This window comes from Acinetobacter sp. ANC 5414 (assembly GCF_013004295.1).
Lineage (GTDB): Bacteria > Pseudomonadota > Gammaproteobacteria > Pseudomonadales > Moraxellaceae > Acinetobacter.
On record NZ_JABERM010000012.1, the window covers coordinates 110,733 to 127,671 of the forward strand.

16 protein-coding genes are annotated in these 16,939 nt (G+C 40.1%); 9 read left to right on the top strand and 7 right to left on the bottom strand.

Annotation, left to right across the window (positions count from 1 at the left end):
* Nucleotides 1–91: 91 nt before the first annotated feature.
* Nucleotides 92–742, bottom strand: coding sequence for a 23S rRNA (uridine(2552)-2'-O)-methyltransferase RlmE (rlmE, locus tag HLH18_RS08570; protein ID WP_131268099.1), 651 nt, complete (start codon nucleotides 740–742; stop codon nucleotides 92–94).
* Between the two features lie 195 nt (nucleotides 743–937).
* On the opposite strand from rlmE, the gene yhbY reads away from it, so the two are divergent.
* The gene (gene yhbY / locus HLH18_RS08575; RefSeq protein ID WP_067724243.1) at nucleotides 938–1,261 is read left to right on the top strand and encodes a ribosome assembly RNA-binding protein YhbY; all 324 of its coding nucleotides are present in this window, start codon (nucleotides 938–940) and stop codon (nucleotides 1,259–1,261) included.
* A 5-nt stretch (nucleotides 1,262–1,266) separates the two neighbouring features.
* Nucleotides 1,267–1,806 carry a DOMON-like domain-containing protein gene (locus HLH18_RS08580; protein WP_131289914.1) on the top strand — a complete coding sequence of 180 codons (540 nt, stop codon included), beginning with the start codon at nucleotides 1,267–1,269 and terminating at the stop codon, nucleotides 1,804–1,806.
* Nucleotides 1,807–1,940: 134 nt separating this feature from the next.
* Here HLH18_RS08580 and HLH18_RS08585 read toward each other — a convergent pair whose 3' ends face one another.
* Nucleotides 1,941–2,414 (bottom strand): hypothetical protein, encoded by a 474-nt coding sequence (locus HLH18_RS08585; RefSeq protein ID WP_171546491.1) that lies wholly within the window; start codon nucleotides 2,412–2,414, stop codon nucleotides 1,941–1,943.
* Between the two features lie 311 nt (nucleotides 2,415–2,725).
* On the opposite strand from HLH18_RS08585, the gene carA reads away from it, so the two are divergent.
* From carA to HLH18_RS08605, 4 genes are all read left to right on the top strand, one after another.
* Entirely contained in the window at nucleotides 2,726–3,865 is a 1,140-nt protein-coding gene (carA, locus tag HLH18_RS08590) for a glutamine-hydrolyzing carbamoyl-phosphate synthase small subunit (protein ID WP_171546492.1), read from the top strand.
* 14 nt (nucleotides 3,866–3,879) lie between these two features.
* Nucleotides 3,880–7,110 (top strand): carbamoyl-phosphate synthase large subunit, encoded by a 3,231-nt coding sequence (gene carB, locus HLH18_RS08595; RefSeq protein ID WP_171546493.1) that lies wholly within the window; start codon nucleotides 3,880–3,882, stop codon nucleotides 7,108–7,110.
* 90 nt (nucleotides 7,111–7,200) lie between these two features.
* Nucleotides 7,201–7,677: a transcription elongation factor GreA gene (gene greA / locus HLH18_RS08600; RefSeq protein ID WP_171546494.1), complete on the top strand. Its 477-nt coding sequence runs from the start codon at nucleotides 7,201–7,203 to the stop codon at nucleotides 7,675–7,677.
* Nucleotides 7,678–8,167: 490 nt separating this feature from the next.
* Entirely contained in the window at nucleotides 8,168–8,785 is a 618-nt protein-coding gene (locus tag HLH18_RS08605) for a CatB-related O-acetyltransferase (protein ID WP_171546562.1), read from the top strand.
* Here the strand turns inward: HLH18_RS08605 and HLH18_RS08610 are convergent.
* The gene (locus HLH18_RS08610) at nucleotides 8,782–10,206 is read right to left on the bottom strand and encodes a KAP family P-loop NTPase fold protein (RefSeq protein ID WP_171546495.1); all 1,425 of its coding nucleotides are present in this window, start codon (nucleotides 10,204–10,206) and stop codon (nucleotides 8,782–8,784) included. The two genes, HLH18_RS08605 and HLH18_RS08610, sit on opposite strands and share 4 nt — an antisense overlap.
* A 323-nt stretch (nucleotides 10,207–10,529) precedes the next feature.
* On the opposite strand from HLH18_RS08610, the gene HLH18_RS08615 reads away from it, so the two are divergent.
* Nucleotides 10,530–10,970, top strand: a complete 441-nt coding sequence (locus HLH18_RS08615; protein ID WP_131292175.1) for a universal stress protein — start codon at nucleotides 10,530–10,532, stop codon at nucleotides 10,968–10,970.
* A gap of 71 nt (nucleotides 10,971–11,041) precedes the next feature.
* Here HLH18_RS08615 and HLH18_RS08620 read toward each other — a convergent pair whose 3' ends face one another.
* Both HLH18_RS08620 and HLH18_RS08625 read right to left on the bottom strand, forming a co-directional pair.
* Nucleotides 11,042–11,377: an MGMT family protein gene (locus HLH18_RS08620; protein WP_171546496.1), complete on the bottom strand. Its 336-nt coding sequence runs from the start codon at nucleotides 11,375–11,377 to the stop codon at nucleotides 11,042–11,044.
* A gap of 83 nt (nucleotides 11,378–11,460) precedes the next feature.
* Nucleotides 11,461–12,960: a cation:proton antiporter gene (locus HLH18_RS08625; protein WP_171529838.1), complete on the bottom strand. Its 1,500-nt coding sequence runs from the start codon at nucleotides 12,958–12,960 to the stop codon at nucleotides 11,461–11,463.
* Nucleotides 12,961–13,195: 235 nt separating this feature from the next.
* On the opposite strand from HLH18_RS08625, the gene HLH18_RS08630 reads away from it, so the two are divergent.
* On the top strand, nucleotides 13,196–13,753 hold the full coding sequence (locus HLH18_RS08630; RefSeq protein ID WP_171529839.1) for a hypothetical protein: 558 nt from the start codon (nucleotides 13,196–13,198) through the stop codon (nucleotides 13,751–13,753).
* 44 nt (nucleotides 13,754–13,797) lie between these two features.
* Here HLH18_RS08630 and ypfJ read toward each other — a convergent pair whose 3' ends face one another.
* Together ypfJ and HLH18_RS08640 are read right to left on the bottom strand one after the other, a co-directional pair.
* Nucleotides 13,798–14,703, bottom strand: a complete 906-nt coding sequence (gene ypfJ, locus HLH18_RS08635) for a KPN_02809 family neutral zinc metallopeptidase (RefSeq protein ID WP_131292183.1) — start codon at nucleotides 14,701–14,703, stop codon at nucleotides 13,798–13,800.
* 51 nt (nucleotides 14,704–14,754) lie between these two features.
* Nucleotides 14,755–15,681, bottom strand: coding sequence for a DUF808 domain-containing protein (locus HLH18_RS08640; protein WP_171546497.1), 927 nt, complete (start codon nucleotides 15,679–15,681; stop codon nucleotides 14,755–14,757).
* 196 nt (nucleotides 15,682–15,877) lie between these two features.
* Here HLH18_RS08640 and trpS point away from each other — a divergent pair, with 196 nt between their 5' ends.
* Nucleotides 15,878–16,891: a tryptophan--tRNA ligase gene (gene trpS, locus HLH18_RS08645; protein ID WP_171546498.1), complete on the top strand. Its 1,014-nt coding sequence runs from the start codon at nucleotides 15,878–15,880 to the stop codon at nucleotides 16,889–16,891.
* Nucleotides 16,892–16,939: the final 48 nt, after the last annotated feature.

Here is a 16,939-nt window from a genome sequence, read left to right on the forward strand (position 1 = left end):
ACGGGTGACCTTAATTTAAGCTGAAGATCAGCTTTGCAATATTTTAAAAATGTACAAAATGCACAATTTTTAACGTCTTGGCAAGTAAACTTTATTTAGAAGCCTTCTTGCGCCCTTGTCCGATCAAAAATACTTCTTTAGAACGGGCACGTGAAGCAGCAGGTTTTGCTGTCTTTAATACATCAAAGCTATCTACGACTTGTTTACGGAATTCATCAAATCCTGTGCCCTGGAAAACCTTGACCACAAACTGCCCTTTCGGTCCTAAAACTTTGTTGGCGAAATCTAAAGCAAGCTCACACAAGTAAATTTGACGCGGTTGATCTACAGCCTTATTACCTGATGTATTGGGGGCCATATCTGAAATTACAACGTCTACGGTCCGTCCGTTTAAAAGATTTAACAATTTTTCGAAAACTTCTTCTTCTCGAAAGTCACCTTGCAAAAAGGTGACATCAGGTAATGCATCCATCTCCAAGATATCTGAAGCAATCAGCAAACCTTTATCGCCGACCAATTTCCCGGCAATTTGCGACCAGCTTCCTGGGGCAGCACCCAGATCGACCACGGTCATGCCTGGCTTAATAATTTTATATTTTTCTTGCATTTCAAGAAGCTTATAAGCAGCACGCGCACGATAGCCTTCCTTCTGTGCTTTTTTCACAAACGGATCGTCTAGGTGCTCGCGCATCCAATCTCGACTGCTTTTCGATAACTTTTGGTTGGTAATGCGTGTCGCCATAACTCTCTAAATAATAAAAAACTTCTAATTCATGATTGTACGTGAAAAACACAGACCTTGCAGTATACATCTGTATCTAAATCCGATCTTTGGTATGTTTTTTTCAATAATCGAAATTGATTTTTTCAACAGAATATAAAGCGTTTAAACCCGACATTTGCTATACTAAGCCGTTTTTAAAATTAGGTTATCTTTATGGCGGCTTTATCAATTCAGGAACGCAAGCGTTTGCGTCAAATCGGACATGCACTTAACCCGGTGGTTATGCTTGGCGGTCAAGGTTTGACTGAAAATGTCATCGAAGAAACAAACCGTGCTTTAAATGATCATGAACTGATTAAAGTTAAAATTGCCGGTGAAGATCGCGAAGCACGTGTTGCGGCAATTAACGAAATTGCTCAAGTGACTGGCGCTGAAATTGTACAAACGATTGGTAAAATTGTGCTGCTTTATAAAAAAGCTGCAAAACAAAATCCAAAACTTTCGAACCTTGTACGCCACGCACATTTGTCTAACTAAGCTGTATGGCCAGTTACGAACTTAACGCTTTTGATCGTCGCTTTCAATCTATCTCCTTAGTAGGCGCGATTGAACAACAAGGCTCATATGGTTTAAATGTGGGCTATTGGTTACGTGATCCAAATCAACTCATGCAATGGCCTGACTTGATACAAGGTAATCCACGTCAAGATTTCTTATGGGAAAATACCTGTTATGAAATTTTTATTGGCGTTCACGGTGAAGATTTTTATCGAGAAATCAACCTCTCCCCTTCACAAGCTTGGCAAGTCTATCAATTTGAGGAATATCGTTATCCTGAAGATATGCCTCCGCAAGCTGCGAATGACATTGAACTCAATCAATTAAAACGCACACATTACGGTTTGAATGTGAGCCTGGATTTGACCGAGTTTATGTTAAAGCACAAATTACAATGGTCGAATATGTTCTTAGGTTTAAGTGCTGTACTTAAAACCTCGCAAGGTCATCAATACTATGCGATGCAACACAGCAGTCCTAATGCAGACTTTCACAACAAACGTGACTGGCTACATCAGTTCTAAAACGTAGCACTGATATTCGACAAATAAAAAAGTGAGGCATACGACCTCACTTTTTTATGCTCTCAATACTTAGATTGAGGAAATATGGCATATTTCCTACCCCCTAGTCTGGCAGTTACGCCTTGAATAATAAATCAGCTTTTTACTGTTGGTTTTTCCTCAGCTTTCTCTGACACTTTTTTCCAGACGTCTAAAGTATGTTCTTTTGAACGTTTGAAGGTTTCAGTTAAATGATCTTTATGCTTAACAGAAATTTGACTGACATCGTCTTTCAACTCTTTACCTAATTTTGATAAATCATCAATCACAGCATTGAATTCAGATTTCACAAACTCCTTCAATTCACTTAAGTCTTTTTGTGAAAAATTGAGTTGTTTTTTAATGATGTCAATGCGCTGAAGAATATCCTGTTTCAGATTTTGCACTTGATCTTGTACATTTGTCTGCAGTTCTTTCGCTTCAACCTTAACATTTTCAGCCGATTCAGTCACCGCTTCTGTTACTTTCTGCTGTGCCTCTTTAGATGCTTGTTCCAACTTTTCCACACCCTCAACAACCACCTCTTTTAAGGCAGGTTTAGCTTTCACTTGTTTTTGTTCTGTCGTCATGGCCTTGTTCCTAGAGTTATTACATGAGAGATACAGACTAGTCGATTCGATAAAATTTAAGTTTTGATTTGTCTGACAATTATCATTTGCTTACATTTTACATACACTGTCTCAAAAACAGACTTTCGTTCAAAACACAAGGTATTTATCTTACATATTCGGCATAAATAGAATGGACTTCAAACTACTTCCTCCGTATAATGCCGTGTTAAGTTCAAGCGAGCAGACATAGGGAGGGTAGGTTAAAAAAATAGCCTTCCTTTTTTTTCGTCTTCTCGCTTTTTTACAGCCTAAATTTCAGGAGCTTTGGTTTGAGCACTCCCGCCATTTTAGCCCTCGCAGATGGAACGATCTTTAAAGGTACGTCTATCGGTGCATCGGGTAGTACGACTGGTGAAGTCGTTTTTAATACAGCAATGACTGGCTATCAAGAAATTTTGACTGACCCAAGTTATGCACAGCAACTTGTGACTTTGACTTACCCGCATATTGGTAATACAGGTTGTAATGATGAAGACGCTGAGTCAGGTCGAATTCATAAAGTATGGGCCAACGGTTTAATTATCCGTGACCTTCCTTTATTGCATAGCAATTTCCGTGCGAATCAATCTTTGGGTGAATACCTTCAACAACATAATGTTGTTGCGATTGCCGATATCGATACACGTAAATTGACACGAATTTTACGTGCGAAAGGTGCGCAAAATGGTTGCGTCCTAGCGGGTGACAATATTACAGAAGAAGAAGCTTTAGAAAAAGCACGTGCCTTTGGCGGTCTGAACGGTTTAGACCTGGCGAAAGAATGCTGTGACCCAGAAGGTTTTGAATGGACTGAAGGTTCTTGGACACTTGGTCAAGGCTTCTCTCAACCTGAACTTAAATTCCATGTTGTTGCATATGATTACGGTGTCAAAACCAACATCTTACGTATGCTGACTGATCGCGGATGCAAACTAACTGTAGTTCCAGCTCAAACGCCTGCAGAAAAAGTTCTTGCATTAAATCCGGACGGTGTGTTCTTGTCGAACGGTCCTGGCGATCCAGCTGCATGTGATTATGCAATTGAAGCTGTAAAAACAATTGTTGAAACAACTGAAATTCCTGTATTTGGTATCTGCTTAGGTCACCAAATCCTTGCGCTTGCTTCTGGTGCTAAAACTGTGAAAATGCCTCACGGTCACCACGGTGCAAACCATCCTGTACAAAATCTTGAAGATGGTACAGTGATGATTACTTCTCAGAATCATGGCTTTGCAGTGGACATTGATACCTTACCTGCAAACCTGAAAGCGACGCACATCTCATTGTTCGATCAAACCCTTCAAGGTATGCATCGCACGGATAAACCAGCATTCAGCTTCCAGGGTCACCCTGAAGCGAGTCCTGGTCCACATGACTGTGCCCCTTTGTTCGATCATTTCATCGAACTTATCGAAGCGTCTAAGAAGTAATTAAGGAAGCGATCATGGCTAAACGTACAGACATTAAAAGCATCTTAATTATTGGTGCGGGTCCGATTGTGATCGGTCAAGCATGTGAGTTTGACTACTCAGGTGCGCAAGCATGTAAAGCCCTTCGTGAAGAAGGCTACCGTGTCATTTTGGTAAACTCTAACCCAGCAACCATCATGACCGACCCGGCAATGGCTGATGCAACGTATATCGAACCGATTACTTGGCAGACTGTTGCACAAATCATCGAGAAAGAGCGTCCAGATGCTGTCCTTCCGACTATGGGTGGTCAAACAGCATTGAACTGTGCGCTTGCACTTGATGAACACGGCATTTTAGAAAAATTCAATGTTGAATTGATCGGTGCGAGTAAAGATGCCATTGAAATGGCTGAAGACCGTAAATTGTTTGATGACGCAATGCGTCGTATTGGTCTTGAATGCCCACGTGCTGCTGTTGCAAGCACTATGGAAGAAGCATTCGAGATTCAGGCAAAACTAGGCTTCCCTTCTATTATTCGTCCATCATTCACCATGGGTGGTTCAGGCGGTGGTATTGCTTACAACCGTGATGAATTTATTGAAATCTGTGAACGTGGTTTCGACCTTTCGCCAACTCACCAACTGTTAATCGATGAATCATTGATTGGTTGGAAAGAGTACGAGATGGAAGTTGTTCGTGACAAAAACGACAACTGTATCATCGTATGTGCGATCGAAAACTTCGACCCTATGGGTGTTCACACAGGTGACTCAATCACTGTTGCTCCTGCGCAAACATTGACAGACAAAGAATACCAGTTGATGCGTAATGCTTCGATTGCAGTTCTACGTGAAATTGGTGTGGAAACAGGTGGTTCGAACGTTCAATTCGGTATTAACCCGAAAGACGGCCGTATGGTTGTAATCGAGATGAACCCGCGTGTATCACGTTCATCTGCACTTGCATCTAAAGCAACCGGTTTCCCGATTGCACGAATTGCAGCGAAATTGGCTGTGGGTTACACCCTTGATGAATTGAAAAATGACATCACTGGCGGTGCAACACCTGCGTCATTCGAACCTGCAATCGACTACGTAGTAACTAAGATTCCTCGTTTTAACTTCGAGAAATTCCCACAAGCTGAAGCAATTCTAACGACACAGATGAAATCTGTGGGTGAAGTCATGGCGATTGGTCGCAACTTCCAGGAATCGATGCAAAAAGCGCTTCGTGGTCTTGAAGTTGGTGCTTCTGGTTTTGATGAAAAAATCGAAGTCGGTGCTGATGGCGCGAAAGATAAAATCCTTCAAGAACTTAAAGTTCCAGGTCCAGAGCGTATCTGGTATGTGGCTGACGCATTCCGTCACGGCTTCACTTTAGATGAAGTTTTTGCTGCGACCAACATCGACAAATGGTTCCTGATCCAGATCGAAGACATCATCAAAACTGAAGAACAAATCAAAACGCTTGGTTTCGGTGATTTGAATGCGGACAACATCCGTTCGTTCAAACGCAAAGGTTTATCGGATCTTCGCATTGCACACTTGATGGGTATTTCACAAAAACAATTCCGTAAACACCGTTGGAACTTGGGTGTGACCCCTGTTTACAAACGTGTCGATACTTGTGCGGCAGAATTCGAATCGGATACTGCTTACATGTACTCAACTTACGATGAAGAATGTGAAGCGAACCCTTCAACTCGCGACAAGATCATGGTCATCGGTGGTGGTCCTAACCGTATTGGTCAAGGGATCGAGTTCGATTACTGCTGTGTACACGCGGCGCTTGCAATGCGTGAAGACGGTTATGAAACCATCATGGTGAACTGTAACCCTGAAACAGTTTCTACCGACTATGACACATCAGATCGTTTGTACTTCGAACCAATTACTTTGGAAGATGTACTTGAAATCGTGCGTATCGAGAAGCCTAAAGGCATTATCGTACAGTACGGTGGTCAAACTCCGCTTAAATTGGCTCGTGCTTTAGAAGAAGCAGGTGCTCCGATCATTGGTACATCACCTGATGCGATTGACCGTGCAGAAGACCGTGAACGTTTCCAGCAAATGATTCAACGCCTGCAACTTCGTCAACCAAGCAACAGCATTGTTAAATCTGCTGAAGAAGGCATGGCTGAAGCGTCTAAAGTAGGCTACCCACTTGTAGTACGTCCTTCATACGTGCTTGGTGGTCGTGCGATGGAAATCGTCTATAACGACGACGAATTGAAACGCTACTTACGTGATGCCGTTCAAGCCTCTAACGAAGCGCCTGTATTGCTTGACCACTTCCTTGATGATGCAACCGAAGTCGATGTTGACTGTGTATCTGACGGTAAAGATGTGGTGATTGGCGGTATCATGCAGCACATTGAGCAAGCCGGTATTCACTCTGGTGACTCAGCATGTTCAATTCCTCCTTATTCTCTATCTCAAGAGATTCAGGACGAAATGCGTCGTCAAACTGTTGCTATGGCGAAAGAGCTTGGCGTAATTGGTTTGATGAACGTACAGTTTGCGGTTAAAAGCAACGACGTTTACATTCTGGAAGTGAATCCACGTGCATCACGTACTGTGCCTTTCGTTTCTAAATGTATCGGTGAGTCTTTGGCGAAAGTGGCTGCACGTTGTATGGCGGGTCAATCTCTAGAATCTCAAGGATTTACTAAAGAAATTATTCCGACTCACTTCGCTGTTAAAGAAGCTGTGTTCCCATTTGCGAAATTCCCTGGTGTTGACCCGATCCTTGGCCCTGAGATGAAATCTACAGGTGAAGTGATGGGTGTGGGTACAACTTTTGGTGAAGCATTCTATAAAGCTGTGTTAGGCTCGAATGATCGCTTACCAGGTAAACCAACCGAAGGTGAAGTGAAACACGCATTCTTGTCTGTACGTGAGTCAGATAAACCGCATGTTGCACGCATTGCACAACAACTTGTTGATTACGGTTTCAAACTTGTAGCAACAAGTGGTACGCATAAAGTAATTACTGAAGCGGGTATTGCATGTGAACGTGTGAATAAGGTAACTGAAGGTCGCCCTCATATCGTAGATCGCTTGAAAAACGGCGAGATTCACCTCATTATCAATACATCTGAAGGTAAACAAGCTCAGCAGGATTCGTTCTCAATCCGTCGCTCTGCGCTTCAAGGTAAAGTGTATTACACCACAACCTTGAATGGTGCTGATGCTGTATGCCAAGCTTTAGCAATTAAATTGCCGATGGATGTATACCGCTTGCAAGATTTAACAGTAGGTTAATAAATTACCGATAAGTCCCGTCACCTTATTGGTGGCGGGATTTTTTTATTTATAAACCATTATTTTTTATACTCACTTAGAGGGACAACAATGAAACGTTATCCTATGACTCCCGAAGGCAAAGAAGCCCTAGAGAAAGAATTACATCAATTAAAAAGTGTTGATCGTCCACGTATTATTGCGGCAATTGCTGAAGCACGTGAACATGGGGATTTGAAAGAAAACGCGGAATACCATGCGGCTCGCGAGCAACAAGGTTTCTGTGAAGGTCGTATTCAAGACATCGAAGGTAAACTCGGTGCAATGCAAGTGATTGATGTTAAAACACTTGAGCAAAACGGTCGTGTCGTTTTTGGCGTAACAGTAACGATTGAAAACCTGGACACCGAAGAACAAAAGACTTATCAAATTGTAGGCGATGACGAAGCAGACTTTAAGATCAACAAGATCTCTGTGAACTCTCCTATTGCTCGTGGTCTTTTGGGCAAAAGCGAAGGTGACGAAGTGAAAATCGTAACGCCTCAAGGTGAAGTGGAATACGAAATTGTAAAAGTTGCCTATCTTTAATTTTAAAGATTGAATACTTTTTAAAGCCCCTCTCTTGAGGGGTTTTTTATTGCAAAATTTTCGATTTATCTTTAACTTATAAACCAATAATAAAATTGATAATGAAAAATGGATGATCGCATCATACAAGCTTTTTACTATGCAATAGGTGGTTTGGTACTTGGTATTGCCATCGCAATAAAGTGGTCATATTTCATAGACACGCATACCAACTCTGTACTTATTATCTTTATCACCACAATCAGCTCTGCAATTTTAGGTTTTCTTTTTCCTAATAGCATAAAAGGGTTATTTATGAGTTTGTGGAATTTTTTTAGATAAAATTTTTCATAATTTTAATCTTCTCCCTCACCCCAACCCTCTCCCAGAGGGAGTAATCATTACAAATCAAAATTCACAATGGAAGTTCCCTCTCCTTAAAGGAGAAGGCTAGGGAGAGGTTATGAAATTCAGCTATAATCCCCCAACCTCCCACGCTGCACATTTCTCTATGGATAATCTGATCAATTCCCCTGTTAAACACTGGTGTGAATTCGAATTCATCTCAAAAACTGTGAAAAATCTGAATATTCACATTAAGGGAAATTACAGTTATTACAGCGCTTATTGGGATCAAGGATTTGAGCGCTGTGTGGTGCGTTATCTGCATGACAAGCCTGCAACTGTAGAGAAACCGATTGATCAGCTGTATATCGGTAATTTTGTCTGTTTTGGCGCTGAATGCGTGATTATGATGGGTGGCAACCAATTACACCGTACTGACTGGATTTCAGCATTTCCCTTCGATACACGCAGTTTTGTTCCTGCCGGCGACACTGTCATTGGTGATGGTTGCTGGATTGGCTCACGTGCCATGATTATGCAAGGCGTGAAACTCGGTGAAGGGGCTGTGGTGGCAACAGGTGCAGTCGTCACTAAAGATGTGCCACCTTATGCGGTTGTGGGTGGTGTACCTGCAAAAATTATTAAATACCGTTTTTCTGAACAAGATATAGAAAAACTGCTTTCCCTTAAAATCTACGATTTAGATGAAAAACAGTTTTTAAAAATGCGCGAGCAGTTGCAGACGGATGATGTGGAAGCATTAATTTCTTTTTTTGAAAATTAAATTCCTCCAAATATGTAGTTTTTCCATCCACTATGAAAATCCGTATTATTTGTTGGTCTAAGATTTCTAACTGATATAGCGCTAAACTTTTTCTGTGAGTTAACTAACTGTTCATAATATTCAACTAATTGAATAAAAATCAAAATTCCAAGTTCTTCTTGAAAGAAATTTGCCTTTCTCATTAATACTGTAGTATGGGTATCAGCCCTATAATTTTCCCCATGGTATTTTTCAAAATCATCTTTATTCGACTGAATATAATTATCCATTTGATCTAATAAAGTTTTAAGTAACTCCAAAGAAGTATTACTTTTTAAAAGAAATGTAGGATTCAATAAAAACATTATCAATAATTGATTTTTATAACTATCAAAACTATCAGAATAGAGTAATGCAAACTGACTTGCTAATTTTGAAATTGCTCTCTTAGATAATTCTTTTTCTCCTACGTAAAAATCTATAAGTTCTATACAGCCATCAAGATTTTGATGGTTTAAATCTATCCCTAAATGCTCAAAAATATTAAATATATTTATCTTCAAATTATCAATGAGGTCAGGAGACAATGAATTTAATCTCACTGTAAAATCAACAAACTTATCTAGATATTCTTCACCGAGTGTTTCATCATAGCCATAATTATGGCAAACAATTTTAGAAAATTGAGATTTATCCATCACTAGAACAAACACAATTTTAGGAATATCAAAAAAATGTTTAATCCGCTCAATTAAACGAATCGCAAAATCTGGTCGGCAACGATCTAGCTCATCAATGATAAATACCAAAGGCTTATCTAAACTTTCTGCCAATTGTGCCAATGTTTGCTTAAAAGCATATACTGAATTTTTTTCTTCTTCATAGCTATCAATTTTGCTTTGAATCGCTTCAGTAACTTTTTCACCAATATTATCAGTCACCTTATCAATAGCATCGTCTAACTTATCTGCAATCTTTTCACTATCAATTTTTATCAGCGGAATTATTCCACCAGTTAAAGCACAGCTAATCACAGATGCAATGAGCGTTGGTGCAAGAGTTAAAAGACCCTGCTGCATAACTGCTGCAGCTTTCTTAAATTTATGAACTAGCGGCTTATTTTTAGCAGTTTTATCTAACTTTGCTGCTATTTCTGAGGCAATAACCAGAAAAGGATCGTCTAAATAATCATTCGCAAAAGCATCCAAATAAATCACGTTATGCTGAGTATCATCTAAATACTTTGCCCAATGCCGTACAAACCACGTTTTACCTTCACCCCAACGTGCATCCAATGCCAATACAGCACCACACTGCAAACGATCAACATAATTTGTAAGCTGAATTCCTAAACGCTGTCTCTCCCAAAGATCGCCTTCCCACGCTTCTTCAATATTTTCAAAATTATCGCGTTGCCAATTCAATTGCTTTATTTCAGTCATTTCTAATTCATTATTAATAAGTTACTACACATATGATATGACAATTCTCAAAGGCAGTTTGCCTATTTTTTTACATATAATTTCAAATTAAAAATCTGCTTACAATTTCATCATACTTTAGTTTTAAACCCTCTAATTTCCCACCCAATCCATGTTAGATTAAATTATAAAATCTTTTTGGGAAGTAAAATATCCCTATGAAATTACTAGGTTTTGTTTTACCGGAAATACAACTAGCATCAAGTTTTAACCTGTTTTAATACACAATAAATCATAATGCTAAAAGCATCTATTTAAGTAATGATTATAAGGAGAAATTCCCCATGGCTTATCACAATATCCTTGTTCCAGTTGACGGTTCAGAAACTGCATATGCAGCGGTAGCAAAAGCAGTTGAGTTTGCTAAAGCATTTGGCAGTAAAGTTACAGTGGTTCAAGTTTTATCACTCGACCCTTATATCGCAGCGGAATATATCTCGGCCAATCAAACAAATGATTTAATTGAACGCGCTCGTACAGCAATTGTAGAGTCGCTTGAGGCTGCAAAAGCAAAGTTTCATGAACAAGGAGTTGAAGTAGAAACAAAACTACTGGAAGGACAAGTGGTTCATCGTGAAATTGTCAAAGCTGCAGAAGACAGTCATGCAGACCTGATTATCATTGGTTCTCATGGTCGTACCGGCTTCAAAAAACTATTCCTCGGCAGTGTCGCACAAAGCCTATTGGGTGAATCACATATTCCTGTACTGATTGTTCGTGAATAATCATTAGCTTGCCTTTCCCATCTTTTTCTAAAGGTGGGAAATCACTAACTCCAGAGCATTTATTGCTGTTATCAATCATTCATCCATTGATATTGTTTTAAATTAATCTTATCTCCAATCACCATCACGCCTTCTTCCAATAATTTCAAGCGTTGAATATTGTCACCACGATCATCCAATTTACTTAGGCTAATTTTCCCTTGCGAATTTATCACTCGATGCCAAGGAATTTTTGCATCAGCATCCAGATGCTTCAAAACATAACCCACTAAATGCGCATGTTTCGGCAACCCTGCCATCTTTGCGATTTGTCCGTACGAAGCCACTTTTCCATAAGGAATGAGAGCAACCACCTGTAAGATTTGACGGGCTAATTCATCACTAGAACGACTGGAATGTTGCGGCATAGATTATCCTTAAATCATCCAATTTAAACTTTCGAGCATAAAAAAAAGCCCTTTAAAAGGCTTTTTTTATCAGGGCTTTACGATTAGAAATTATCTGGACTTTCTAAACGTTTTACGACCTGTACCTTTTCCGGATTATGCATAACAGCAACACCATCTTCAGCTTTCTCATCAATTAAGGCATCCGGGTTATAAACCGTAATGGTTTCATTACCATTGGCATCCTCACCGACAATATACTGAAAACCTTTCCGATTCATTTTATGACACATGCGTTGATACCAACCTTTAAAACCCGTCGTCTCTTCATTCGGGTTGTAATAGAACGCATTCATTACAGCAGGCAAACCCAGTCCACAGACTACACCGGAAAGTAATACCGCAATAAAGGTATAACCAATTAAGATACTGCTATATTCACTCAGTTCAGGAACGTTCGCAACCGCCAGGATCAGGGCAAGTGAGATCCCTCCACGTACCCCGCCCCACGATAAAATGGTCAAACTACCGTTATAACTTTTATTGCGAAAACTAGGGAAAAAGGCAAATGACAAATAGTTTGCAGCAAAGCGCGAGGCATGCAGAATAAAGAACGCGACGATCCCTCCCAGAATCAAACTGATGCTTAAATCTAGAATAAACAGTTCCAGACCAATCAGTGTAAACAGGAATGAATTGATAATGCCTTCAACGGTATGCCAAAAATGGTTTACTTCACGAATTTCACGTTCCTGTAAAATTTCTTTCCATTTGTTCCCAACCACCAAACCACCAATCACACAGGCAATCGGTGCAGAAGCATGCGCAAATAAAGCCACTAAATATGAACCACAGGCCAATAATGCTGTGGTTAAGATTAAAGATTCCATTTCGTGTTTACCACGAAGCAATCTTAAAATACCCAGACCAAAGCCCCAACCAATGATGATTGCAACCACAATCTCATAGAGTAAGGTTTCTAAAGTACCAATAATGGTAAAGTGTTCGCCCTGTAATACATTTAGTAAGGTCATGAACACGGCGATACACATGGCATCATTAAACAGTGATTCGCCTTCGAGTTTCACAATCAGATGATGAGGTGCGCGTACCGAACTTAAAACAGCTTTCACCCCAATCGGATCCGTTGCCCCAAGTGCAGCACCTAATAACAGCAAAACCAGTAAATCGACATGTTTGCCTATCAGGAATTGATATCCATATAAAGTGACGCCAAAAAAGACCGCACAAAGCACCAGTGCAATACTGGCCAAGATACTGATCGGCTTCCAGTGGCTTTTTAAATCGGACACTTTAAATTTTAAAGCGGAAGATGTCAGGATAAAACAAATCACCCCGTTAATTAAAAAGTCATAAAAATCAATATGACGAACCGCTTCTTCAATATTGTGAATGTTAATTGTTATAAACTGATTACCACTGAGTAAGCTCGCGCCCCATTGTAAAATAAAGACAAAGATCGCCGAGACAATCGGTACACCAATGGCTTGCGGGAACCCCAAAATCCGTTTATTAAAAATAGTCGTGGCAATAGAAAGTGCAAAAATGACAGTAAAGACCTGAAGAAAAAAGAAATTTCCCATTAAAGTTCCAATTTTAGCGATGCATTGGAATAAAGCGAATTCATCCAACTATTTCCAAGTAAAATATTTCATTAAATAGCATTTATTAACTTAATCAGTTTAACTATTTTTTGTAGGGCAAACAAAATAGTTAAGTTTTTTTACATATTTTTAGCAATGATTTAACATAGATAAACATCTAAGCATTTAGTGTAGCAACACTTTCTTTAATCTCCACATTAAGTTGAATTTATTCATGCATCAAACAGTTAAAACAATATTTCGACTTTTTTTTGCAGTTGTGATTTTTCTCATTACATTGGCTTTGTTTTTCAGTGCCTATTCAAAAAGCAAAGAAATTTTACAAGCAGATCAGCAATTCCAGCAAGCAAAACACATCTCACTTAAATCGACCGATCAAGAACAACTGGTTTTAGTGTCCAATAATAAGCGACCGGATCAAGCGATTTTTATTTTGATTGCCCAGAATGGTTATATTGCTAAATTAAACTGCGAGCATTATCTGCAAGATATTTGTACCGATGAATATAACCAGCTGCATACCAGACAAATCCAGCAGCTCGATTTGTTAAAAGTAGGTCAGCAGGATTATATTGAAAATATCCGTTATCAAGATAGTCGCTCTCATAAGCAGCAACAATGGTCTTATTCTACCCAACAAATTCAGCAGTTTTATCAGGCAGATATTGCCAGTTTAAAATATATTGTTTTTAGTATTGTTCTGTTTGCCCTTGCGGCACTTTACGTTTCCATTCGAATTATCCGCAATTTCAAAAAGTTTTTAACGCGCTAAAAAGCAAAATAAAAAGAGGATTTTAAATCCTCTTTTTATTCTATTTAAATGGCTTGATTGAAGGTATCGCAATCATTGATCTGGCCTGACTTCAAACCTGTTTGAAACCATTTCATGCGCTGCTCACTACTGCCATGGGTAAAGCTGTCTGGAACCACCTGTCCTGTCGAACGTTTCTGTAAATAGTCATCACCAATTTTATGCGCTGCATCCATCGCTTCTTCAATATCGCCTTGTTCCAAGAATTGGGTACGTTGCTGATTATGATGCGCCCAAATTCCTGCAAAGCAGTCTGCTTGTAATTCCTGACGTACAGAGAGTTGATTGCCTTGTACTGCACTGGATTGAGCACGTGCTTTTTGCACTTGATCTGAAATACCTAACAAGGTTTGAAGATGATGTCCGACTTCGTGCGCAACCACATAGGCTTGAGCAAAATCGCCTGCCTGATCTTGGCGTGAGAGTTCGGTGCTGTTCTGCTCACCGGAAATACCCATTTGCTGACGCATATCTTTAAAGAAAGTCGTATCGATATATACTTTTTGATCTGCTGGACAATAAAAAGGCCCCATCGCAGATTGTGCCGTACCACAGCCGGAATTCACCACGCCACTAAACATCACCAGTTTAGGGGCGACATACTTCGCGTCCAATTGCTGCTGGAAGACTTGAGTCCAGGTATCTTCTGTATCAGCCAATACTGTCCCGACAAAATCCATCGCTTCTTGCTGTTCCGGAGTGGGATTATCTAGACCTCTGGTTTCAGCCGGCTGTGATTGGGAAGTCACCTGCTTGGTTGCCTGATAGGCTTGTTGAGGATCAACGCCAAAAAACTTCCAGGCCACAAATGCAACGATAAGGCCTAAAATACTAATACCACCTGCTTTAGCTCCGGCTCCACCGCGGCGGTCTTCCACATTTGAACTTACACGACGTCCTTTCCAGCGCATAGTGATATTCCTTATAGTTGGCTTTTAGCTTATTTTAACGAGCTTTTGTGATTATGCCTGTTTTGATTTCGGCCAAAACTTTTGAATGCTTGTAACCACCAATAAAACCAATAAGCCCGCAACAAAACCAATGCCAAGATTGATTAAAGTTGGCGTAAGTGCACCTATAATATTTCCAATGGCTGGAATATGTTGCACTTGATCAACAGAATTTTCAGTTAAATGATGAAACCACGGAATGGTATGGGTAATAATCCCCCCACCGACCAGGAACATCGCAATGGTTCCGACAATGGTCAGGGTTTTCATCAGTTTTGGTGCAAATGCCAGTAAACCACGTCCAATGCTTTGCTTGAAACTTGATGCCTGCTCAGTTAAGTACAATCCCAGATCATCAATTTTGACAATCATGGCCACAAAACCATACACACCTACCGTCATTACCACTGCAATGGCTGAAAGCACCATGACTTTAGTAGCAAAAGCAGCAGTCGCCACTGTGCCCAAGGAAATGACCACAATTTCAGCCGACAAAATAAAGTCGGTACGAATCGCACCTTTGACTTTTTCTTTCTCAAACTTGGCCAAATCGGTTTCAATCGCGGTTAATTCCGCTTCAGCAGCCTCTTCGGTCTTGGCTTTTTTATGCTGCAAACTGTGCAGCACTTTTTCCACGCCTTCATAACATAGAAACAAACCACCAATCATCAATAACGGATTGATCAGCCACGGCGCGACCACGCTAATCAGCAAGGCTAGAGGAACAAGAATCAGCTTATTAACGAAAGAACCTTTGGCAACACCCCAAACCACTGGAAGTTCACGTTCAGAACGAACACCACTGACTTGTTGAGCATTCAGTGCCAGATCATCTCCCAATACCCCTGCAGTTTTTTTGGCTGCCATTTTACTCATGACAGCAACGTCGTCTAAAACAGTCGCAATATCATCTAACAATATTAATAAGCTACTCGCCATTCTTGTTTTCCTTAAAGTTTCTATCTTGCATTTTAAAGATAAATATTTAAAAAAACTGTATCAACATCATTAAATTGTTCTTATTTTTTCTATGTTGTGTTTTCATTGTGCCTGACATTCAAAAACATTATGCCGTACAATAAGGCCATTCATCAGCATATACGTGTAGTGCTAACTACTTTGGAATAGAGAAACAATGAGTAATCAAGACAATCGTCCTGTTATTTTGACTGGCGACCGCCCAACCGGACAACTTCATTTAGGTCATTTTGTTGGTTCTTTACGTTCACGTGTAGGACTGCAAGATTCTCACCATCAACATCTCCTCCTTGCCGATGCTCAAGCTTTAACAGATAACGCAGACAACTTCGAGAAAGTACGTCGCAATATTATTGAAGTGGCAACTGACTATTTAGCCGTGGGTATTGACCCAACCAAAACAACCATCTGTGTTCAATCATGCTTGCCTGCATTGAATGAACTGACGATGTTGTATTTAAACTTTGTGACTGTGGCACGCTTGGAACGCAACCCGACCATTAAATCTGAAATTCAGATGCGTGGTTTTGAACGTGATATTCCAGCGGGTTTCCTTTGCTACCCTGTAGCACAAGCCGCTGACATCACCGCTTTTAAAGCAACGGTTGTCCCTGTGGGTGAAGACCAGATTCCAATGATTGAACAGACCAACGAAATTGTACGTCGTTTGAATCGCCAAATTGGTCATGACTTGCTTCCAGAATGCAAAGCACTGCTTTCAAATGTAGGTCGTTTACCTGGTTTTGATGGTAAGGCGAAAATGTCGAAATCTTTGGGCAATACCATTGTGCTAGATGCTTCTGATAAAGACATCAAGAAAGCAGTCAATGCGATGTATACCGACCCGAACCATCTTCGTATTGAAGATCCAGGCCAGGTTGAAGGTAACGTGGTATTTACTTATCTAGATGCGTTCGATACCAACAAAGAAGAACTTGAAGAGTTAAAAGCACATTATCGTCGTGGTGGTTTAGGTGATGGTACGGTGAAAAAACGTCTTGAAGGGATTTTAAAAGAATTGATTACACCTATTCGCGAACGTCGTATGGAACTTCAAAAAGATCCTGATTACATCATGGATATTTTAAAAACCGGCACCGATAAATGTCGCAATATTACCCAGCAAACTCTGGATGAAGTTAAAGCAGGACTAGGTGTTTTTCACTTCTAAAAGCACCTAAAACCGGAAAGGCCCTTTTTTGATAGAAGGGCTTTTTTA